The organism is Amycolatopsis sp. NPDC102522 (assembly GCF_055584485.1).
Window position 1 is genome coordinate 579288 of the sequence record NZ_JBVJLY010000001.1, and the last position, 20728, is coordinate 600015.

Consider the following 20728-nt stretch of genomic DNA (forward strand, 5'->3'; position numbering starts at 1 on the left):
GGGGTGTTCAGGACGTTTTTCGTCCTGAACACCCCTTTCATGACACTCGCGGGGTGGCGGGTTAGCGCTTGGCGAGGTCTCCGAGGACGTGCCAGGTGCGGAGCCGCTCTTCGCTGGTCCGGATACCGCTCTGCGTCGCGACGACCTCGGTCGCCCCGGCGTCGAAGTACCGCTGGATCTCGGCGGCGACGGTCGCCTCGTCCCCGGCGATCACCAGTTCTCCGGCGGAATCCACGCCCTGGGCGTCGAAGACCGCGCGATAGGAGGGGATGTCGCGGAAGAAGGCGTACTGCTTGTCGACCGTCGCGCGGATGGCGTCGGGATCGTCGGTCACGACGACCGGGACCATCGCGATGATCCGCGGCGCCGGACGGCCGGCGGCGGCCTTGGTGATCTCCGGGACGATCAGCTCGGACAGGGCTTTCGGCCCGGCGAGGAACGGGATCGTGCCGTCGGCGAGTTCGCCGGTGACGCGCAGCGCCTGCCGTCCCATCGCGGCGATGATCAGCGGGATGTCCGAGGAGCCCGCGACAGTGAGCGAAGCCGCGAAGCCCTTGGCGTGTGCCCTGACGGTCTCGCCGTGGAAGTCGACTTCGCCGCCTCCGAGTACCTCACGGAGGATCGTGAGGTACTCGCGAAGGTGCTTGATCGGCGACGGGTACTCGATGCCGTACGCCGGTTCGAGCCAGTTCTTCGCGCCGGTTCCGAGGCCGAGGACGAACCGGCCGCCGGTGGCGGCTTGCGCTGTCTGGGCGAGGCCGGTGATCAGCAGCGGATGCCGGGGGTAGATCGGGACGACTCCGGTCCCGACGGTGATCCCCGGGACGGCGCGGCCGGCGAGCGCGGCGACGGTGATCGCGTCGTGCTCCATCTGCTGGGAGAACCAGACCGACGTCAGCCCCGCGTCGGCGGCCTGCCGGGTCTGCGTGATGAGTTCGTCGACGATGTTGACGGCGTTCGCGGTGTCTCCGGACGGGAGTGCCACTCCGATGGTCATGTTCAACGCTAACCGCGCTGTCGACGGGATATTTCGGCGTTCACCAGCTGGGATCACGCCTGGGCTCGTGAGTGGCCAGGCCGGTTCTAACCGTCCTGACCACTCACGAGACCGAGACCGAAGGTCAGACGAACTCGTGCCGCACGATCGTCTGCTCCCGGCCCGGGCCGACACCGATCGCCGAGACCCGGGCGCCCGAAAGCTCCTCGATCCGCTCGACGTAGGCCCGCGCGTTCGCCGGCAGCTCCTCGAAGGTGCGGCAGCCCGAGATGTCCTCGAACCAGCCCGGCAGCTCTTCGTAGATCGGCAGCGCGTGGTGCACGTCGGTCTGCGTCATCGGCATCTCGTAGGTACGGACCCCGTCGACCTCGTAGCCGACGCACACCGGCACCTTCTCCAGCCCGGACAGCACGTCCAGCTTGGTGAGGAAGTAGTCGGTGATGCCGTTGACCCGCACCGCGTAGCGCGCGATGACCGCGTCGAACCAGCCGGTGCGCCGCGAGCGGCCGGTGGTGACGCCGAACTCGCCGCCCTGCTTGCGCAGGTACTCGCCGGACTCGTCGTCCAGCTCGGTCGGGAACGGGCCGGAGCCGACGCGGGTGGTGTAGGCCTTGAGGATGCCCAGCACGGTGGTGATCTTGCCCGGGCCGATGCCCGAACCCGCGCTCGCGCCGCCGGACGTCGGGTTCGACGACGTCACGAACGGGTAGGTGCCGTGGTCGACGTCGAGCAGCGTGCCCTGCGAGCCTTCGAGCAGCACGGTCTCGCCGCGTTCGAGGGCCTGGTTGAGCTGCAGGCGCGTGTCGGCGATGCGGTGCGCGAACTTCTCGCCCGCGGCCAGCACCTCGTCGGCGACCTGGTCGGCGTCGAGTGCCTTGCGGTTGTAGACCTTGACCAGCACCTGGTTCTTGAACTCCAGTGCCGATTCGACCTTCTGCCGGAAGATCTTCTCGTCGAGCAGGTCCTGCACGCGGACGCCGACACGGGCGATCTTGTCCTGGTAGCAGGGGCCGATGCCGCGGCCGGTGGTGCCGATCTTGCGGCTGCCGAGGTAACGCTCGGTGACCTTATCGATCGCCACGTGGTACGGCATGATCAAATGCGCGTCGGCGGAAATCAGCAGTTTGCTGGTGTCGACGTCGCGTTCCTCCAGCCCGGCGAGCTCGTCGAGCAGCACCCCCGGGTCGATGACGACGCCGTTGCCGATGACGTTGGTGACGCCCGGCGTGAGGATCCCGGACGGGATGAGGTGGAGGGCGAAGTTCTGCCCGTCGGGAAGGACTACGGTGTGGCCCGCGTTGTTACCGCCTTGGTAACGCACGATCCACTGGACGCGGTCGCCGAGCAGGTCGGTGGCCTTGCCCTTGCCCTCGTCCCCCCATTGGGCCCCGATCAGCACGATGGCCGGCATGTGACACTCCAGGTGTTCGGCGACTGATGGTTTTGGCGCTGGTAAATGCCGGTGCATGAGCGTAACGGAGGGCCTTCGGGTGCGCGGAATAGTGGTGGTCTGTCCAGAGGGCGAGCCCACACTCCCGGAGATCGACGACGTCGAAATGGTGCGCGTCCCGAGCCGTCCCGGCAAGGCGGATATCGACCCCTTGCTGGGGGAACACGATCGTCTGGTGGTCGCGGGCACCGACGCCGATCTCGCGGCGGTCGCGCTCCGGCTGTTACGAAAAGAACAGCTCACCGGCGTGTCGCTCGGGTTCGTACCGTCCTCTCCGGACTCCGACGTGGCCCGCATCTGGAGCCTGCCGACCCAGCCGTTGCGCGCCCTCGCGCTCGCGTTGCGCGGTGAGGTCGACCCGGTACCGCTGATCCGCGACGACACCGGCGGCGTGCTCGTCGGCCGGGGCTCGCTCGGCATGATCCGCGGGGTCGCCTACTGCGACGAGCACACCGCCCTGCGCGGGCCCGCGCGCTCGATCGAGGTCGAGCCGGACGCGAGCGGGCCGGGGCTGATGGTCCGGGTGACCAAGGGGACGCTCTTCAAACGGCCGTCGACGCGGTACGCGCGGGCGTTCCAGCTCGGCTGCATCCCGACCCGCCCGAGCAGCGACGGCGTCGTCCATCCGCGCGCGATGAGCCGATGGACCTGGTACCGGCACACCGAGGATCTCCGGCTGGTCCGCGGGCTGATCTAGCCGCTAGCCCGTTCGGCCCAGAACCATCAGCTGGACTTTCCGAAACTTTTTCGGCGGCGTACACCGCGTCCGACCTGCTCGTGACACCCTCCGTTCACGAATAGCCAGCAGAGTGTCATCCGATGGTGTTGCGTGGGTCATATCCGTGCCTCATGGTGACCAGGTCCCCAAACCTGACACGGAGGCAGCAATATGCCAACTGCGCTTGCTGTTCGTCGCTCCTTCACCGTTCTCGCCGTTTCGGCGATCGTCTCGGCAGGCGTCGTCGGCGTCGCCGAAGCGACACCCCCGGGCATCCCCTCGACCGCGACCGCCAAGAGCCAGCTCGCCGCGCTGACCGTCAAGCCGGACGGCTCGTCGAGCGGGTACAGCCGCGACAAGTTCCCGCACTGGGCCGATCAGGGCAACAGCTGCAACACCCGCGAGGTCGTGCTCAAGCGGGATGGCACGAACGTCCAGCAGGACAGCAGTTGCGCCGCCGTCTCCGGCAAGTGGTTCAGCCCGTACGACGACGCCACCTGGACCGCCGCGTCCGATTTGGACATCGACCACGTCGTCCCGCTTTCGGCCGCGTGGCGCACCGGGGCTTCTTCGTGGACCACCGCGCAGCGGCAGGCGTTCGCGAACGACCTCAGCGCGCCGCAGCTGATCGCCGTCACCGACAACGTCAACCAGGAGAAGGGCGACAAGTCGCCGGACGCCTGGAAGCCGCCGTCCACCGGCTACTGGTGCACCTACGCGAAGATGTGGACCACGGTGAAGACCAAGTACAAGCTCACCATCAAGTCGGCGGAGAAGACCGCGCTGACGGACATGCTCAACCGCTGCTGAAACTCGGCCTGTCCGTGGCCGGTGACAGCGGGGTGAGCGCGGGTTCGCGACATCGGAGTGGCGGTGCGGGGTCGGTGCGGCTGGTCGTGAGTGGCATGTGCCGTTCTAACGGATTCGTGTTCGCCTACCCACTGGGAGCCGGTGTCTTCGTCGCGATGATGGAGGAATCGGGACACTGAACGTCCCGATTCCTCCATCGTCGACCCCAGCACTCCTGAATCGCCACCTTCGCGCAGGTCGGCGGCAAGTAGGCAAATACCGGTCCGCGCTAACGCGACTTAGCACTCACGACTCCCTGCGCCGACACCTCACTGGTCCGTGAAGGCCCCCTTCATTGCGCCTAGGTACATGAAGGGGGCCTTCACGTACTTGTGGGGCTGTCAAGCGGAATCGTGGGATGTTTCGCGGGGTGGGAGCCGGGCTCAGCATGTGGGCGGGGCTCAAGGTCGTGATTAGCGTGAATCGGGTCGGCGCAAGCAGCAGTGCACTCCCCAGACCTGCGCCCCGTTCCCCGCTGGAGGCCACCCGGTGCCCCGTACCGCCGCCACATCCCTGCTGGCCTTGTCCGCCCTGTTCCTCGCCGCCTGCTCGTCCGCGGGCGGCGCGACGGGCGCCGACGCCGGGCCGCCCAAACCCGGTGGCACGCTTCGCCTCGGGATCTCGTCGAGCCCGGATTGCGTGGACCCGCAACAGGTCGGCACCAACGCTTCGCTCAACGTCGGCCGCCAGCTGGTCGATTCGCTGACCGATCAGGACCCGGCCACCGGCGAGATCAAGCCGTGGCTGGCCGAAAAGTGGGAGAGCAACGCGGATTCGACCGCGTTCACCTTCCACTTGCGCGACGGCGCGACGTTCTCCGACGGTAGTCCTGTCGACGCCGCCGCGGTCAAGACGAGCTTCGACGCGATCAAGGCCCTCGGCCCGAAGTCGCAGCTCGGCTCGGGCTATCTGGCCGTGTACAAGGGAACGACGGTCGTCGACCCGAAGACGGTGAAGATCGAGTTCTCCACTCCCAGCGCCCAGTTCCTGCAGGCCAGCTCGACGATGTCGCTCGGCGTCCTCGCGCCGGCGGCGTACAAGAAGACCGCCGACCAGCGTTGCCAGGGTGACGGCCTGATCGGCTCGGGCCCGTTCGTCTTCGAAAGCCTGAAGCAGAACCAGGAAATCGTCCTCGCCAAACGCAAGGGCTACGGCTGGGGCTCGTCGCTGTTCAAGCACCAGGGCGAGGCGTACCTCGACAAGATCGCGTACAAGATCGTGCCGGAACCCGGTGTGCGCACCGGAAGTCTCGCTTCCGCCCAGCTCGACGCCATCACCGACGTCCAGCCCGTCGACGAACCGCAGTTCACCGCCAACGGTTTCACCGAGCCCACCCGCCCGAACCCCGGCGTCGTGTTCAACCTGCACGCCAACGTCACCAAGGGCGTGCTGACCGACGAGAAGGTCCGCCAAGCGGTGGTCAAGGGCATCAACCGGCCCGAGGTCACGAACACCGTGCTGACGCCGAACTACAAGCCCGCCACCAGCATCCTCGGCTCGGCGACGCCGTTCTACAGCGACCTTTCCCCGCTGCTGGCCTACGATCCGGCCGGGGCGACGTCGCTGCTGGAGAGCGCGGGCTGGGTGTCCGGTCCCGACGGAATCCGCACGAAGAACGGCCGGCGCCTGACCGCGAAGGTCGTCTTCTCCCTGGTGTTCAACCAGAACAAGAGCGTGCTCGAACTCGTGCAGCAGCAGTTGCGCAAGATCGGCTTCGATCTCCAGATCGAACAGCGCACCACCGCCGAAAGCGTCCAGATCACCCAAAGCGGGAACTACGAGTACCTCTGGTACAACACCACCCGCGCCGATCCGGACATCCTGCGCAACCTGTTCTCCACCAAGGCGAACAACCGCAGCAAGCTCCCCGCGGACAACCCTGTCGACGCACCGCTCGACGCGCAGTCGTCCACTGTGGACGCGGCGAAGCGGAAGCCGGCGGCCGCGGAAGCACAGCGCGCGATCATCGAGCACGGCTACTCGGCGCCGGTGTTCGAGCTGACCCAGGTGCTGGCGCACGGGCCGAACGCGCACGGTGTCGGCTTCGAAGCGTCGTCCCGGCTGCAGTTGTTCGACGCCTGGGTGTCCGGCTCGTGACCCGGTATCTGCTCCGCCGGGTCCTGCAGGCGGTCTTCGTCCTGTGGGCCGCGTTCACCGTGTCGTTCGTGATCCTCTACCTCCTGCCGGGTGACGCGATCAGCGCGAAACTCGGCGGGGGCGAGGCCGGGCTTTCGGTGACGCCGGAGCAGCTGGCCGTCGCGAAGGCTGAGTACGGACTCGACGACCCGTTGCCGTTGCAGTACGGGAAACGGCTGATCGCCGCGCTGCAGGGCGACTTCGGCCGCTCGATCTCCACCGGGGACGACGCGACGAACATGGTCGTCTCGGCACTGCCGCCGACGCTCGCGGTCACCGGGTTCGCCCTGGTGCTCGCGATCCTGTTCGGCGGCGGTATCGCGATCGCCGGCACCGTCACCCGGCATCGCTGGCTGGGCAACGCGCTGCTCGCGTTGCCCCCGCTGGGGATCTCGCTGCCGCCGTTCTGGGTCGGGCTCGTCCTGATCCAGTTCTTTTCCTTCCAGCTCAGGCTGCTGCCCGCGCTGGGGTCGAACGGCTTCGAATCGCTGATCCTGCCCGCGATCACCCTCGCCATCCCGACCGGCGCGATCATCGGGCAGGTGCTGGCGAAGAGCCTCCGCACGCAACTCGCCGAGCCGTACGCCGAGATCGCGCTGGCGAAGGGGGCGAGCCGGACGAGAGTCCACTTCGGACACTTGTTGCGCAACGCGGCGGTGCCCTCGCTGACCATCGCCGGGGTGGTCGCGGGAAACCTGATCGCCGGTTCGGTGATCACCGAGACGGTGTTCTCCCGTGACGGCCTCGGGCGCGTGACGTCTTCGGCGGTCACCGCGCAGGACATCCCGGTGGTGCAGGCGGTGATCGTGCTGGCCGCGCTGGTGTTCGTCGTCATCAACCTGCTCGTCGACCTCGTCTGTCCCCTGCTCGACCCGCGGATCCGGAACCGGGAGACCGCCGATGCCTGACGTTCTCGTGCACACCCGGCGACGGCCGGGCCTGCTCCTCGCGATCGCCGTCCTCGCCTTCGCCCTGCTCTCCGCGATCGTCCCGGAACTGTTCACCGGACAGGACCCGCTCGCCGGTGTCCCCGCCGAGAAGATGCAGGGCCCTTCGCTCGGGCATCTCTTCGGTACCGACGAAACCGGGCGCGACATCTTCGCGCGGGTTGTCCACGGCGCCGCACTCTCGTTGCAGGCGACCGTGATCGCCGTACTCGTCGCGCTCGTGGCCGGTTCCGCGCTCGGCCTGCTCGCCGGCTTCCGGGGCGGCGCGCTCGATTCGGCGATCATGCGCTGCGTCGACGTCCTGCTGGCGATCCCGTCCATCCTGCTCTCGCTCGCGCTGGTGACCGCGCTCGGCTTCGGGACGACCAACATCGCGATCGCCGTCGGCGTCGCGAATCTCGCGCAGTTCGCCCGGCTGATGCGGGCCGAAGTCCTGCGTGTCCGCAGCGGCGTGTTCGTCGAGGCCGCTCGCGCGGGCGGCGTGCGCTGGACCGGGGTGCTCGGGCGGCACGTGCTGCCCAACGCGCTCGGCCCGGTGCTCGCGCTCGCGACACTCACCTTCGGCACGGCAGTCCTGGAGGTGTCCGCGCTGAGTTTCCTCGGCTACGGCGCCACCCCGCCGACCCCGGAGTGGGGCTCGCTCGTGGCGGGCGGCCGCGGCTTCCTCGCCACCGCCTGGTGGATGACGACCTTCCCCGGATTGACCGTCGCGGCCGTGGTGCTGTCCGCGAACCGGCTGTCCCGAGCGATCGAAGGAGACGTGCGGTGAGCGCACTGCTGACCATCCGGGATCTCGCGGTTTCGTACAAGAACGTCCCCGCGGTCGACGGCGTCGACCTGTCCGTCCACAAGGGACAAATCGTCGCCGTCGTCGGCGAGTCCGGCTCCGGCAAGAGCACGACGGCGCACGCGGCGATCGGGCTGCTGCCGCGCGGCGGTCGGATCGACCGCGGCGAGATCACCTTCGACGGCCGTGACCTGGCGAAACTCTCCGACCGCGGCTGGCGTTCCGTGCGCGGCCGCGAGATCGCCCTGGTCCCCCAGGATCCGACGGTCTCGCTCAACCCCGTGCACCGGATCGGCGACCAGGTCGCCGAAGTGCTGCTGATCCACGGCCTCGCGGACAAGCGCACGGCCGGCGCGGAGGCGGTGAAACTGCTGCGCAAGGCCGGGATCGGCGATCCGGAAACACGGGCGCGGCAGTATCCGCACGAGCTGTCCGGCGGGCTCCGCCAGCGCGCGCTGATCGCCACCGCGCTGGCCGGACGGCCGAAACTCATCATCGCCGACGAGCCGACCAGCGCGCTCGACGTCACCGTGCAGCGGCAGATCCTCGACCACCTCGAAGAACTCGCCGCCGAAGCGGGCACCGCCGTCCTGCTGATCACCCACGACCTCGGCGTCGCGTCCGATCGAGCGTCGCGGATCGTCGTGCTGTCCCAGGGCGCAGTGGTCGAGGAGGGCACGACCGGCGAGATCCTCGCGGCTCCCTCGCAGAAGTACACGCGGGACCTGCTCGCCGCCGCGCCCAGCCTTTCCGACAAACCGCTGCGGGAGCCGAAGCCGCCGTCGTCCGACGTCCTGGTCTCGGTCCGCGGCCTCGGCAAGACCTTCGGCGCTGTCCGGGCCGTCGACGGGGTTTCCTTCGACATCGCCCGCGGGCGGACGCTCGCGCTGGTCGGCGAGTCCGGCTCGGGCAAGTCGACCACCGCACGGATGATCCTGCGGCTGGAGACACCGACCGAAGGCGTCGTCGAGTTCGACGGTCAGGACATCACGTCGGTGCGCGGTGAGGAGCTGCGGCGGCTGCGGCGCCGGTTCCAACTGGTGTACCAGAACCCGTACGCGTCGCTGAACCCGAAGTTCAGCATCGAGGACGTCGTTTCCGAACCCCTGCGGGCCTTCGGCGTCGGCACGAAGGCGGAACGCCGGGCGCGCGCGGCGGAACTGGTCGACCAGGTCGCCCTGCCGTTTTCGGTGCTGAAGCGCAAACCCGCCGAACTGTCCGGCGGGCAACGGCAACGGGCGGCCATCGCGCGGGCGCTCGCCCTGGCCCCGGAACTGATCGTCGCCGACGAACCCGTTTCCGCGCTGGACGTCTCGGTGCAGGCGCAGATCCTGCGGCTGCTCGCCGACCTCCAGGACGAACTCGGCCTGACCTACCTGTTCATCTCGCACGACCTCGCCGTGGTCCGGCAGATCGCGGACACCGTCGGCGTGCTGCGCGGCGGCGAATTGGTCGAACTCGGCCCGGCTCAGGACGTCCTCGAACGGCCGAGCGCGGACTACACCCGGGAGCTGCTCGCCGCGATCCCGGGCCGGAAACCGTTGGAGACACGATGAAGTTCGGGCTTTTCTCTGTCGTCGCCAACCACCCCGACCCGGTGACCGGGGTGACGCCGACCCAGCACGAGCGCCTGCGCCGAGTCGTCGACGAAGCGATCTTCGCCGAGGAGCTGGGATTCGACGCGTACGGCGTCGGCGAACGGCACGGCGAACCGTTCCTGTCCTCGGCGCCACCCGTGCTCCTGGCCGCGGTGGCGGAGCGCACGCGGCGGGTCCGGCTGCTGACCACGCTGACCGTGATCAGCGTGCTCGACCCGGTCCGCGTCGCCGAGGACTACGCGACGCTCGACCAGCTTTCCGGCGGGCGGCTGGACCTCATGATCGGCAAGGGCAACGATCCCCGGCACTTCCCGTTGTTCGGCCTCGAAGAGGAACGGCAGTGGGAGTACCAGGCGGAAAAGTTCGCCCTGCTGCGCCGTCTCTACCTGGAGGAGGGCGTGACGTGGGAGGGCGAGTTCCGCGCGCCGCTGACGGATGTCACGACGCAGCCTCGCCCGTTCCACGCGCGGCCGCGGATCTGGCACGGGAGCGCGTCGAGCACCGAGTCGACCGAGCTGGCGGCGAAGTTCGGCGACCCGCTGTTCACCGCGAACGGCTTCCACCCCAAGAAGAAGTACGCCGACCTGATCGACCACTACCGGCGGCGGTGGGTCGACTACGGCCACGACCCGGCGGACGCGCTCGTCGGTTCGGGCGCGGGCGGGCTGTATGTCGCCAAGACCTCGCAGGAGGCGCTGGACGGCTACCGGCCGTACTTCGAGGCACTCACGAAAACGCCCGCGTACCAGCACAACAAGTCGGAGTTCACCACGCTGGAGGACAAGATCGCCCACGGTTCCGCGCTGGTCGGGAGCCCGGAGCAGGTGATCGACAAGATCGGCGACTACCACGCGTCGTTCGGGCACGAGGTGCAGGCTGTCTCGGTCGACGGCCTGAAAGCCGGGGAAGCGCAGGACGTCCTGGAGCTTTTCGCCTCCGACGTCATCCCTATCGTGCGGAAAGAACTGCCCTCCGGGGTCTGGGAAAGCTAGTACCTTCGAAAGGGTGCGCATCCTCTTCACGTGCCGCCCGGCCTACGGCCACCTGTACCCCTTGATGCCGCTCGCGATCGCCGCCCGTGACGCCGGGCACGAGGTGGTCTTCGGGACCGGCGAGGCTTTCCTTGACAAGGTCCGCGCGCTCGGTTTCGACGCGCACAAGGTCGGGATCTCGATCCAGGAGGCCAGCGATGAAGCCGGTAAGGGCGACATGCTGGAGGTCACCCTCGCCATCTTCGCCGAGATCCTGCCACGCACCACGATCGCCGACCTGACGCCGCTGCTCCCCGTGCTCCGGCCGGATCTGATCGTCTACGAGATGAGCGACGTCGGCGCGGCCACCGCCGCCCGCCGGGCCGGGATCCCGGTGGTGTCCCTGGTGATCGGCCGCTCGATCCCCGCCGAGATGCTGGCCTTCGCCGCGGACAGGCCGGCCCCGCTGTGGGACGGGAAACCGCCGGCCAACCTGATCCTGGGCGACGCCGGGATCGACGTCTGGCCGGACAGCTTCCGCGACCCGGAACTGGCGGGGCTGCCGACGCTCTTCCGGCTCCGGCCGGTGCCGTGGAACGAGCCGGGCACGCTGCCGTCGTGGCTCGACGGGCGCGACAGGCCGCTCGTGTACCTGACGCTGGGCACCGTCGCCTTCGGTGCCACCGGCCCGCTGCGCGCGGCGATCGACGGCCTCGCCCGGCTGCCGGTGGACGTCCTGGTCGCGCGCGGCCCCGGCGACCCGGGCGAGCTCGGTGACCTGCCGCCGAACGTCCACGTCACCGGCTTCGTGCCGCAGTCCGAGGTCCTTCCGCGCGCCGATCTCGTGGTGCACCACGGCGGGACCGGGACCTTGCTCGGCGCGCTGTCTGCGGGCTTGCCGCAACTGGTGCTGCCGCAGGGCGCGGACCAGTTCTTCAACGCGGAAGCGCTGGAGTCGGTCGACGCCGGTCGCGCGCTGCTCGGGGATCAGGTCACCGCGGACGCCGTCGAGGAGAAGGCGGGGCAGCTGCTCGAAGACCCGCGTGTGCGCGAGGTCGCGGCCAGGATGCGGCACGAGATCGCCGCCATGCCCGCGCCGTCCGAGGTGGTGCGGCGGCTGGAGGAGTTCGCCGCGCGCTAGACCCTCGTGAGTGGCAAGGCTGGTTCTAACGACACTTACCACTCACGAGCCACAAGATCTCCCGGGCCACGATGTCGTTCTGCCGCAAGGAGATCGCGTTGGTCCGCGGCCGCGTGAACGCCCCGGCGGACCGCGCGGAGGTGTGCGGGCCGAGGGCGAACCGGCGCGGATGCGGGCGGCCCTCGCCGTCGAGCATCCGGCCGTCGGAGACGCGGGTGTGGATCCGTCCGGCGAGCAGCCTGTCGCCGGTGACCGTGTCGACCACGGCTTCCTCGCCGAGCGCCCCGCTGTCCCGTAACCGTCGCAAAAGGACATCGGAAGCCCGGGTGATGCTCGGCTCGGGTAACCGCGCCTCGACGAGGGTCCGCGCCTCGGTCTCGCCGGGGAAGCTCGCGCCGGAGGCGACGAACGTCCGGCGTTCCTCGTCGGTCGACACGCGCATTTCGGCGCCCAAGAAGGAAACCAGTCCGGCTTCCTGAAGCGCGAGCAGTTCTTCAAGCCGTCGCGGAGGCGGGCCGCTGGCGAAGTACGAGAAGAAGCCGAGGAACCAGCCGTCCAAATCGGACAGTTGAGAAGCCGCGTCGAGCCGTCCGGTCTGCACCAGGGCGGGAAGCTGGCCCATCACGGACAGCAGCGCCGTGAACGCGCCCAGATCCGCGCTGTACTCGGCATCCGCCCGGCGGCTCAAGTCCGCTTCGACGTACTCGCGCAGTTCCTTGCCGTACTCCTCGGCGCTGCCGAATTCGACGCCCGCCATCGGCCTGTCGAGCCTGTCCAGGTCGAGCCGGTCGTCCGGCGCCGGGACAGCCCGCGCGACCAGTGTGTCGAGTTCGCCGGGTGCCGTGTCCGCGAAAGCGTCGGCGAAGACGGCGAAGTCCATGCGCACACGTTCGGGGTGGGCGGTGAACAGCTCGTTGTAGTAGGCCCACGCGATCTCCTTCGAGATCAGCGGCCAGACGTCGCGGCGGAAGTCGATCGTCCCGGGGACGGCGCAAAGCTTTTCGATGGCGTACGCGTCGAAGAACCTGGGCAGCGGCAACGGCTTTCCGCCGAGCCGGTAGCCGATCTTCCCGTGATACGGCACTCCGCGACGCGAACCGATGTGCAGCACGGGCTCGGCGCCGCTGGGGTGATATTTCAGCCCGCCGCACGCCCGCTCTTCGAACCGGCCGCCGCGGCCTTCGGTCAGCAGCAGCATCAGATCGACGAAAGCGAGGCCGAATCCGCGCACCAGCACGGTTTCCCCGGGTGAGATCGCCGAATAGTCGACGTCGGCGGTGTACCCGGCCGGGTAGTAGGCGAGGTCGTGGCGGGCGGCGAAGTCCGCGAGCCCGGCCTCCCGTTCGTCCGGTTCGGCGTCGAGATGCCCGACGGTGAACAGGACCGCGTCCACTTCGAGAGGTTCCGCGCGGTCCTCCAGCCAGAGCCGCTGGGGCTCGCCGTCTTCGAGCCGCACCGCGCGGGTCCGGTGCTCGACGACCTCGATCCCGGCCGGGAGTCCGGCCAGGACCTCGCGGTGGAACCAAGCGAGATACGCGCTCTGCAACCGTCGCGTCGGGAAGTGATCGCTTTGCAGGGCATCGAGTTCGGCAAGCAGACTGTCGTCGACCTCGGCTTCGAGCTTGCCCGCGCGGACCGCACGCGCCCACTCGATCAGCGAAGGCCCGGGCCTGATCGGACCGTCGATCTTCACGGAGTCGTCGGTGAAGACCGTGACGTCCTCGGGCATGGAGTTCATCCGCAACAGCGGCGACTGCTCGTACCGCCAGACCCGTCCGGGGCCCGCCGGAAACGGATCGACCAGATGTACGACCAGCCGCCGCCCGCCGAGCAGTTCGGCGGCGTTCGCGCCGAGCCGCTCGAGCACGCCCACCCCACGGGGACCCGCGCCGACCACCGCGAGCACGTAGGGAGGGTCTGCGGTACTCACGAAGCCGAAGCTACGCCGGGATTCCCGCTCGCGTGCGGGTTCTCAAGGAGCGGAACTCGTTGCCACACCGAGGAACCGGCGCGTACTCGTCGTGCAGGGGGACACGGACGAGAGGGACGGACGATGCCGGTCGAATTCCTGGGTATCGGAGGCACCAACGACGGTTCGGAGACACATCCGCGGTCGGGCGGCGTCTTCGACAAGGACTACACACTGCGCCTCGCGCGGGCGCACGAAGACTTCGGCTGGGACAGGGTGCTGTTCGCGTACGGCTCCAGCGGGCCGGACCCGGCGCAGGCGGCGGCTTACGTCGCGACGAAGCTCGACAAGCTCCAGATCCTGTTGGCCCACCGGCCGAACGTCTCGTATCCGACCTTCGCCGCGAAGACGTTCGCCACGCTGGACCAGCTCTCGGACGGGAAGCTCACGGTCCACTTCATCACCGGCGGCAGCGATCACGAGCAGCAGCGCGAAGGCGACTACCTCACCAAGGACGAGCGCTACTCACGCACGCGCGAGTACATCCAGATCGTGAAGCAGGCGTGGACGTCCGAGGAGCCCTTCGACCACGAAGGCGAGCACTATCGTTTCGCGGACTTCGTCCTCGATGTCCGGCCTGTGCAGCAGCCACGCCCTGGTGTCTCCTTCGGCGGCTCGTCTCCGGCGGCGTACGCGGCCGGAGGGGCCGAAGCGGACATCTTCTGCCTCTGGGGTGAGCCCCTCGCGCAGACGGCCGAGCAGATCGAGTCCGTCAAGGCCGCGGCGAAGGCCGCCGGCCGGAGCGACGTCCCGCGGATCCAGGTCGCGTTCCGCCCGATCATCGCGCCGACCGAAGAGCTCGCCTGGGAGAAGGCATACCGGACGGTCGACACCATCAAGGCCCGGACGAGCGGCGGACAGCAGCTGACCCGGCGGCATTCGCTCACGAACCCGGAGAACACCGGCTCGCAGCGGCTCCTCGCGGTCGCCGCCGAGGGCGAGCGGTTCGACCGGGCCCTGTGGACCCCGACCGCGGCCGCGACCGGCGGCGCCGGGAACTCCAACGCGCTGGTCGGCACGCCCGAAACCGTCGCGCAGGCCCTGCTCGACTACTACGACCTCGGTGTCGACATCCTCTCGGCGCGCGGGTACGACATGCTCGGCGACACGATCGACTTCGGCCGTCACGTCATCCCGATCGTGCGTGAAGAGGTCGCCAAACGCGACGCGGCGAAGGCGGTGAAGGCGGCTTCGGCGCGGGAAGTGCTCGCAGTAGACGGCTGAGCCGTTAACTACACCGGTTGGCGGACCCGTCATCCGTTTGGCGGATAGCGGCGACACCGCCCAGTAGCGCGTTCAGGCGCCACGATGCTCGCTCAGCGGAGTCAAAGCGGATTCGGGCACGCTCCGAACACAAGCGGCGAGCGGCTCACACGACTCGTCGCCGCGGAGGCTCGTGGCCGGGACCGGCCGACACGGCGATACCCGAAATCCCCGGTCGACGACCCGAACCAACCGAAAACCCCAGGTCTGAACCACATTACCGATGATCGGGACATTTTCGCGGCGAGCCGTTGGTCCACGAAAAAGATCTCCGACTCCAGAAACCCGGCGAAAGAACCTAGCCAATCACCAACAGTCAGGAGACACTTACGTGAACGAATGACGCTTCGTGACGAGCTCGTGACCGCGTTACTCTCGGTCACGAGTTCGTCGCGTGATAAGGACCCTATTGGGGGCAACATGGCTTCGGCCGGACGGGTCACTTACCGAGAGGTGTTCGGTGTAGCCGAGTTCCGTTCGCTCTGGTTCGCCGAGCTGTTCTCGATCTTCGGCGACCAACTCGCCAGGGTCGCCCTCTCCGTCCTCGTCTTCACCGAAACCCGCTCCGCGACCCTGACCGGTCTCACCTACGCGCTGACCTACGCGCCGTCTCTGCTCGGCGGCATCTTCCTCACCGGGTTCGCGGACCGGTTCCCCCGGCGGACCGTGATGATGGTCGTGGATCTGCTGCGGGCAGTGCTGATCGCGCTGGTCGCCGTCCCGGTGCTGCCGTTCTGGGTCCTGTGTGTCCTCGTCGGCGCCGTCTCGCTGCTGAACCCGCCGTTCAAGGCCGCCCAGCTGGCCCTGCTGCCGCAGATCCTCGAAGGCGACCGGTTCGTCGTCGGCATGGCGATCCGCAGCATGACCGTCCAGTCCGCGCAGCTGGCCGGATTCGCCGGCGGCGGTCTCCTGCTGACCGCGCTCGAACCCCACATCGCCCTCGCGCTGGACGCGGTCACCTTCGTGATCTCGGCGCTGTTCGTCCGCTTTGGGCTGGCTTCCCGGCCAGCGGCGGCGTCCGGCGAGAAGCGCAAATCGTTCTTCGCTTCGATCGGCTCGGGCGGGAAGATCGTCTTCGCCAGCTCAGGGCTGCGCTCGCTGCTGCTGTTCACCTGGCTGATGGGCCTGCTGCCGGTGTACGAGGGCATCGCGGCGCCCTACGTCGCTTCGTCGGGCGGCGGACCCGAAGTCATCGGCCTGCTGCTGGCCGCAGACCCGATCGGCAGCGTGATCGGCGCGTTCATCTACTCGCGCTGGGTGCCGGCGCACATCAGACCGAAACTGATCGGGCCGCTTTCGGCGCTGGCGGCGATCCCGCTGCTGTTGTGCTTCCTGCAGCCGGGTCCGCTGTCGTCGATCGTGTTGTTCGTGGTCTGCGGCGGTTTCGGCACGGTGGCGCTGATGCAGGCGACGGCGTCACTGACGCTGGCCGTGCCGGACGAGAGCCGGGCGCAGGTCATGGGGCTGTCGAACACCGGGCTGACCACGACGATGGGCGTGAGCCCGCTGATCGGCGGCATCCTGGCGGATCAGGTGGGCCCGCAGTCGACTGTCGGCGTCTTCGGGCTTGCGGGATTGCTACTGACCATCCCGCTGGCGTTGAGCTGGTGGCGGACCCTCGGCGGCGACCCGGATCGATGGCAGGAAAAAGACGCCGCACGCGCGGAACATTGAGGTGTTCCACGCGCCGGCCCGATCGCGCGGCCTTTCGGCGCGCGCCCAGTTCACTGATCCCTACCGGCCATCGCTGGCACCTTTCCCTCGACCTCTCAGAGAAAAGTACACACCTAGGGAGCTTGTCGACAGCCCGCAAGTCGGTAGAAGCTGTCCGTAAGTAGGGGGTTTCGGAGAATGACGCAAGAGTCAGGGGGAAAGATGATCACATCGGAGGAACGCGCTGGACATCGATCGGCTCTCACGGTAGCGACGTGGGAGCTGTGGAAGAGGCCTAAGAACTGGATCGCCTACACCGGGCTTTCCGTGGCGACGATGCTGGCACTGACGGGGGTCTTCGCAGCATCCATCGCCATCACGTCTTCGCAGGTCCTGCTTTGTTTTCTGCTCGCTGGGCTCGCCATCGCGCACACCGAGGCGACCCGCCGGATCGAGCGGCAACGCCGCAGCATGAGCGTCACCCCGCACATCAACATGACCTCGGTCTGGGTGCTGCCGGGCGCGATTCTGCTGCCGCCGCAGTTGACCGCGCTTCTCGTGACAGTGATCTACCTTCACCTCGGATACCGCAGCTGGGCGGGACTTCGCACCGTCAATCCTCATCGGACTGTGGCGAACGCCACATCGATGACGCTGACAGCGTTCGCCTCGTGGGCAGCCGTGCAGGCCATCGGCGCCGACCTCGCGTCGGTGACGTCGATCTGCGCCGCGAGCCTCGCCTTCTTTCTGATGAACGCCGTCTTCACCGGCACCGGCCTGTATTACGCGGCGCCCAAGAAGGCTTCCATCCAGACGCTCCTCGGCTCTTGGGACGACAACATCCTCGAAGCCTCCACGGTCTGCATCGGCGCGCTCGTGCTCACCGTGCTGCCGAACCAGCCGGTGCTCGTGCTGCTCGTCTTCCTGCCGCTCTACCTGCTGCAGCGTTCGGTGCTGATCAAGCAGCTGGAAGAACTCGCGACCACCGACCAGAAGACCCAGCTGCTCAACGCCACGACCTGGCAGCAGGGCGCGGTCCGCGAGATCGCCCGCGCCGAGCGCGAGAACGGCCAGTTCGGCACGCTGATGATCGACCTCGACCACTTCAAGAGCATCAACGACACCTACGGCCACCTGGCGGGCGACGACGTGCTCAAGGGTGTCGCGGCGCTGGTCAAGGCCGAAACGCGAGCTCAGGACCTCGCCGGCCGCTTCGGCGGTGAAGAGTTCGTCGTGCTCCTGACCTCGTCGTCGAAGGAGGAGTCCGTCGCGGTCGCCGAGCGCATCCGGCAGCGGATCAGCGAAATGGTCATCAAGACCCAGGACAACGAGGGCAATCCCGTGGTCATCGAGCAGCGGACGGCGTCGATCGGCGTCGCGGCCTTCCCGCCCGACGGCCGGACGATCGACGAGGTCCTGGCCTCGGCGGACGCCTCCGTCTACGCGGCCAAACGCAACGGCCGCAACCGAGTCGTGTCCTCACCGGACTTGGCGACGGTCGCCGAAGAGGCCGGAAAGTCCCTGGAGGCCGTCGCCGCCTAGCGCAGCCTTTCCATCACGTCGGCGGCCGTGGTTCGGAGCCGCACCACGCCCCCGACGGTGAATTCGGTGAGCAGGTCGATGAGCGCGTCCGCGTCGGGCGGCTCACCGTCCCAGCTCGCCTGGACGAGTGCCTCGGTCATCGCGAAGAACAGCGTGACCAGGGCCTTGTCCGCGCGGCCGGAGTCGACACCGTGGTGGGCCCAGCGTTGCCTGCTCGCCTCGGTGTAGACCCCGGCGAGCCGTTCCCGGAGCCGGGTGACGGCCGGGTCGCCCATGCGCTCCGCCTCGCGCAACACGGGGAACGCGTCGGGATTCGCCGCGACGAAGGCGAACATGTTGGCGTAGTTTCCGCGTGCCCAGGAGCGGAGCTCGGGCTGCGAGAGGTCGAGGGCGGGCGCGCCGATCGCCTCGAAGGCCCGTTCCTCGATGTCGGCCACGACCTGCGCGAACAGCGTCGCGCGATCACCGAACTGCTCGTAGACGGACTGGCGGGACACCCCCGCGCGCCGGGCGATCTGCTCGATCGTCGCGGCCTGCGCGCCGTGCACCGCGAAGACACCCTCCGCCGACCCCAGCACCCGCGCACGCTGCTCACCGATCGGGAGCTTGCGGGGTCTTCCTCTCGGCGCCGGACTTGACATTGTGCGCCACCTCACTGACTCTCTTTTTCGACACTTCTGTCGAAAATGTTTGTGCTCAACGAGGAGCAAGCATGCGTCCAGGATCCCGGCGCGGTGTGTCCGCCGCCGTCTCGGCGGCCACCATCGCGGCCCTGCTGACTTTCGGGGCACAGCAGGCCATCGCCGAACCGTCCTTCTACGACCCCCCGTCGCCACTGCCCGCGGGTGCTCCCGGCGACATCATCCGGCACGAACCGTCCACGTTCTACGTCGATCCCGTGAAACTCATCAAGGCCGACGCGGACGTCCAGCGGATCATGTACCGCAGCACCGACACCCACGGCGAAGCGAACGCCGTGACCGGCACCGTCCTCACGCCGAAGAAGGCGTGGACCGGCGCGGGCCAGCGGCCGGTCATCGGCTACGCGGCCGGGACGCAGGGCGTCGGCGACCAGTGCGCGCCGTCGAAGGCGCTCTCGGCAGGCATGGAGTACGAAGGTCCCTTCATCGCCGGACTGCTGCTTCGCGGCTACGGCGTCGTCGTCACCGACTACGAAGGCCTCGGCACTCCCGGCGTCCACACGTACGTCAACCGCGCCGCCGAAGGCAACGCCGTCCTCGACTCGATCCGCGCGGCACAGCGCCTGCCCGAAGCGAACCTGCCGGACGGCGGTCCCGTCGCGACCGCGGGCTACTCGCAGGGCGGCGGGGCGTCGGCGGCGGCCTCCGAACTGCAGCCGTCGTACGCGCCCGAGCTCAAGCTGAAGGGTTCGTACGCGGGTGCCGTCCCGGCGGACCTGTCCGAGGTCGGCAAGAACATCGACGGGCACTACGCCTTCGGGTTCCTCGGATTCACGCTGGTCAGCATGGACGCGGCGTATCCGGAGCTGAACATCCCGGCCGTGCTGAACGCGAAGGGCGCCGAAGCGTTCGAGAAGGTCAAGCAAGAGTGCACAGTGGACGCGATCTTCGGACACGCGTTCACCCAGTCGAAGAACCTGACGAAGGACGGCAGGCCGCTGACCGCGTACCTCGCCGAGGAGCCGTACAAGACGCGGGTCGGCGAGCAGCTCATCGGCGCGCGGAAACCGGGTGCGCCGACGCTGGTCGTCCACAGTGCACTCGACGACATCGTCCCGTACGAGCAGGGCCGCACCATGGCGCGCTCGTGGTGCGCGAAGGGCGCGAAGGTGCAGTTCTCGACTTCGCTGGTTCCTACGCACGTCGGTGGGGCGATCCGGGCTTTCCCGGAGGCTTTCGCCTGGCTTGAGGGGCGCTTCGCGGGACTGCCTGCTGTGGGGAACTGCGGGCTGTTCTAGGGGCGCGCAAGTGTCATGAAAGGGTCGTTCAGGACATTTTTTGTCCTGAACGACCCTTTCATGACACGTAAGTCACTTGAGACCGGTGGCCTCCGCGGCGGCGGGGTCCGAGTCGCTGAGGAAGGTCCGGCAGCGGTCGTACTCCTCGGTCTCGCCGATCTTGCCCGCGGCCTTGCCGAGGACGGCGAGGGCGCGCAGGAAACCCTGATTGGGGCGGTGCGCCCACGGCACCGGGCCGTGTCCCTTCCAGCCCGCGCGACGGAGCTGGTCGAGGCCGCGGTGGTAGCCGGTGCGGGCGTACGCGTACGCGGCGACGGTCTCGCCGGCTTCGAACGCCTTCTCGGCGAGCGAGGCCCACGCCTCGCTGTAGTCGGGGTGCTCGGCGGCGACGGCGGCCGGGTCGCTCCCGGCGTCCAGCGCCGCCTGCGCGGCGGTGTGCTCGGGGAGGTGCGTCGGCTGGGGGCCGAGGAGGTTCGTCATGAGCCCATTGTGCCGACACGTCTCCCCAAGGGCGCCCTGCGCCCGACGGAGACTTCACATCGTGCGCCCTCTTTCGGGCCGAAGGCCCCCGAAAGCTCGGTGAAGGGGCGCTTCCCGCGTCACGCGACCGGCGTACGGAACGACGCCCCTTCGACGAGCTTTCGTCAGCGCACGATCAGGACACTGTGACTAGAAGAACAGGCTCCCGAGAATGCCCCCACCGGCCAGTACCAAAGCGGCGACGAGGACCGCCGCGACAAGTCGTTTCGGCATCATGGCGGCACACTT

At 68.5% G+C, this 20728-nt stretch carries 17 protein-coding genes; 12 read left to right on the forward strand and 5 right to left on the reverse strand.

The annotated features are described in order from the left end of the window. Positions 1 to 61 precede the first annotated feature (61 nt). Together ACZ6YV_RS02500 and ACZ6YV_RS02505 are read right to left on the reverse strand one after the other, a co-directional pair. Positions 62 to 997: an LLM class F420-dependent oxidoreductase gene (locus ACZ6YV_RS02500; protein WP_465507962.1), complete on the reverse strand. Its 936-nt coding sequence runs from the start codon at positions 995 to 997 to the stop codon at positions 62 to 64. 124 nt (positions 998 to 1121) lie between these two features. Beyond that, a complete protein-coding gene (locus tag ACZ6YV_RS02505) occupies positions 1122 to 2408 on the reverse strand; it encodes an adenylosuccinate synthase (RefSeq protein WP_465507963.1) in 1287 nt (428 codons plus the stop codon). A 55-nt stretch (positions 2409 to 2463) separates the two neighbouring features. Here ACZ6YV_RS02505 and ACZ6YV_RS02510 point away from each other — a divergent pair, with 55 nt between their 5' ends. From ACZ6YV_RS02510 to ACZ6YV_RS02545, 8 genes are all read left to right on the forward strand, one after another. Then, positions 2464 to 3144: a hypothetical protein gene (locus ACZ6YV_RS02510; protein ID WP_378246183.1), complete on the forward strand. Its 681-nt coding sequence runs from the start codon at positions 2464 to 2466 to the stop codon at positions 3142 to 3144. A gap of 192 nt (positions 3145 to 3336) precedes the next feature. Next, entirely contained in the window at positions 3337 to 3975 is a 639-nt protein-coding gene (locus tag ACZ6YV_RS02515) for an HNH endonuclease family protein (protein WP_378246181.1), read from the forward strand. 528 nt (positions 3976 to 4503) lie between these two features. Beyond that, positions 4504 to 6111, forward strand: coding sequence for an ABC transporter substrate-binding protein (locus ACZ6YV_RS02520; protein ID WP_465507964.1), 1608 nt, complete (start codon positions 4504 to 4506; stop codon positions 6109 to 6111). After that, positions 6108 to 7058, forward strand: coding sequence for an ABC transporter permease (locus ACZ6YV_RS02525; protein ID WP_465507965.1), 951 nt, complete (start codon positions 6108 to 6110; stop codon positions 7056 to 7058). Before ACZ6YV_RS02520 ends, ACZ6YV_RS02525 begins: the two co-directional genes overlap by 4 nt. After that, entirely contained in the window at positions 7051 to 7866 is an 816-nt protein-coding gene (locus ACZ6YV_RS02530; RefSeq protein ID WP_465507966.1) for an ABC transporter permease, read from the forward strand. Before ACZ6YV_RS02525 ends, ACZ6YV_RS02530 begins: the two co-directional genes overlap by 8 nt. Next, positions 7863 to 9440 (forward strand): dipeptide ABC transporter ATP-binding protein, encoded by a 1578-nt coding sequence (locus ACZ6YV_RS02535; protein WP_465507967.1) that lies wholly within the window; start codon positions 7863 to 7865, stop codon positions 9438 to 9440. Before ACZ6YV_RS02530 ends, ACZ6YV_RS02535 begins: the two co-directional genes overlap by 4 nt. Further along, positions 9437 to 10474 carry an LLM class flavin-dependent oxidoreductase gene (locus ACZ6YV_RS02540; RefSeq protein ID WP_465507968.1) on the forward strand — a complete coding sequence of 346 codons (1038 nt, stop codon included), beginning with the start codon at positions 9437 to 9439 and terminating at the stop codon, positions 10472 to 10474. Before ACZ6YV_RS02535 ends, ACZ6YV_RS02540 begins: the two co-directional genes overlap by 4 nt. A 13-nt stretch (positions 10475 to 10487) precedes the next feature. Next, a complete protein-coding gene (locus ACZ6YV_RS02545; RefSeq protein WP_465507969.1) occupies positions 10488 to 11594 on the forward strand; it encodes a glycosyltransferase in 1107 nt (368 codons plus the stop codon). Between the two features lie 25 nt (positions 11595 to 11619). Here the strand turns inward: ACZ6YV_RS02545 and ACZ6YV_RS02550 are convergent, their stop codons facing one another. Further along, positions 11620 to 13524, reverse strand: a complete 1905-nt coding sequence (locus ACZ6YV_RS02550) for an FAD/NAD(P)-binding protein (protein WP_465507970.1) — start codon at positions 13522 to 13524, stop codon at positions 11620 to 11622. Between the two features lie 123 nt (positions 13525 to 13647). Here ACZ6YV_RS02550 and ACZ6YV_RS02555 point away from each other — a divergent pair, with 123 nt between their 5' ends. The 3 genes from ACZ6YV_RS02555 to ACZ6YV_RS02565 all read left to right on the forward strand — a co-directional run bounded on the left by ACZ6YV_RS02555 (position 13648) and on the right by ACZ6YV_RS02565 (position 18021). Further along, a complete protein-coding gene (locus tag ACZ6YV_RS02555; protein WP_465507971.1) occupies positions 13648 to 14787 on the forward strand; it encodes an LLM class flavin-dependent oxidoreductase in 1140 nt (379 codons plus the stop codon). 459 nt (positions 14788 to 15246) lie between these two features. Beyond that, the gene (locus ACZ6YV_RS02560) at positions 15247 to 16500 is read left to right on the forward strand and encodes an MFS transporter (RefSeq protein WP_465507972.1); all 1254 of its coding nucleotides are present in this window, start codon (positions 15247 to 15249) and stop codon (positions 16498 to 16500) included. Between the two features lie 201 nt (positions 16501 to 16701). Beyond that, positions 16702 to 18021, forward strand: a complete 1320-nt coding sequence (locus ACZ6YV_RS02565) for a GGDEF domain-containing protein (RefSeq protein WP_465507973.1) — start codon at positions 16702 to 16704, stop codon at positions 18019 to 18021. On the opposite strand, the gene ACZ6YV_RS02570 is transcribed toward ACZ6YV_RS02565, so the two are convergent. Further along, a complete protein-coding gene (locus ACZ6YV_RS02570; RefSeq protein WP_465508510.1) occupies positions 18018 to 18599 on the reverse strand; it encodes a TetR/AcrR family transcriptional regulator in 582 nt (193 codons plus the stop codon). The two genes, ACZ6YV_RS02565 and ACZ6YV_RS02570, sit on opposite strands and share 4 nt — an antisense overlap. 134 nt (positions 18600 to 18733) lie before the next feature. On the opposite strand from ACZ6YV_RS02570, the gene ACZ6YV_RS02575 reads away from it, so the two are divergent. Beyond that, on the forward strand, positions 18734 to 19960 hold the full coding sequence (locus ACZ6YV_RS02575) for a lipase family protein (RefSeq protein ID WP_465507974.1): 1227 nt from the start codon (positions 18734 to 18736) through the stop codon (positions 19958 to 19960). A gap of 72 nt (positions 19961 to 20032) precedes the next feature. On the opposite strand, the gene ACZ6YV_RS02580 is transcribed toward ACZ6YV_RS02575, so the two are convergent. Continuing rightward, positions 20033 to 20440 (reverse strand): DUF3151 domain-containing protein, encoded by a 408-nt coding sequence (locus tag ACZ6YV_RS02580; protein WP_101611333.1) that lies wholly within the window; start codon positions 20438 to 20440, stop codon positions 20033 to 20035. Positions 20441 to 20728: the final 288 nt, after the last annotated feature.

Coding starts and splice junctions, on each gene's coding strand:
- ACZ6YV_RS02500 (WP_465507962.1), bottom strand. CDS start 997: ATGACCATCGGAGTGGCACTCCCGTCCGGAGACACCGCGAACGCCGTC.
- ACZ6YV_RS02505 (WP_465507963.1), bottom strand. CDS start 2,408: ATGCCGGCCATCGTGCTGATCGGGGCCCAATGGGGGGACGAGGGCAAG.
- ACZ6YV_RS02510 (WP_378246183.1), top strand. CDS start 2,464: ATGAGCGTAACGGAGGGCCTTCGGGTGCGCGGAATAGTGGTGGTCTGT.
- ACZ6YV_RS02515 (WP_378246181.1), top strand. CDS start 3,337: ATGCCAACTGCGCTTGCTGTTCGTCGCTCCTTCACCGTTCTCGCCGTT.
- ACZ6YV_RS02530 (WP_465507966.1), top strand. CDS start 7,051: ATGCCTGACGTTCTCGTGCACACCCGGCGACGGCCGGGCCTGCTCCTC.
- ACZ6YV_RS02540 (WP_465507968.1), top strand. CDS start 9,437: ATGAAGTTCGGGCTTTTCTCTGTCGTCGCCAACCACCCCGACCCGGTG.
- ACZ6YV_RS02555 (WP_465507971.1), top strand. CDS start 13,648: ATGCCGGTCGAATTCCTGGGTATCGGAGGCACCAACGACGGTTCGGAG.
- ACZ6YV_RS02560 (WP_465507972.1), top strand. CDS start 15,247: ATGGCTTCGGCCGGACGGGTCACTTACCGAGAGGTGTTCGGTGTAGCC.
- ACZ6YV_RS02565 (WP_465507973.1), top strand. CDS start 16,702: ATGATCACATCGGAGGAACGCGCTGGACATCGATCGGCTCTCACGGTA.
- ACZ6YV_RS02575 (WP_465507974.1), top strand. CDS start 18,734: ATGCGTCCAGGATCCCGGCGCGGTGTGTCCGCCGCCGTCTCGGCGGCC.
- ACZ6YV_RS02580 (WP_101611333.1), bottom strand. CDS start 20,440: ATGACGAACCTCCTCGGCCCCCAGCCGACGCACCTCCCCGAGCACACC.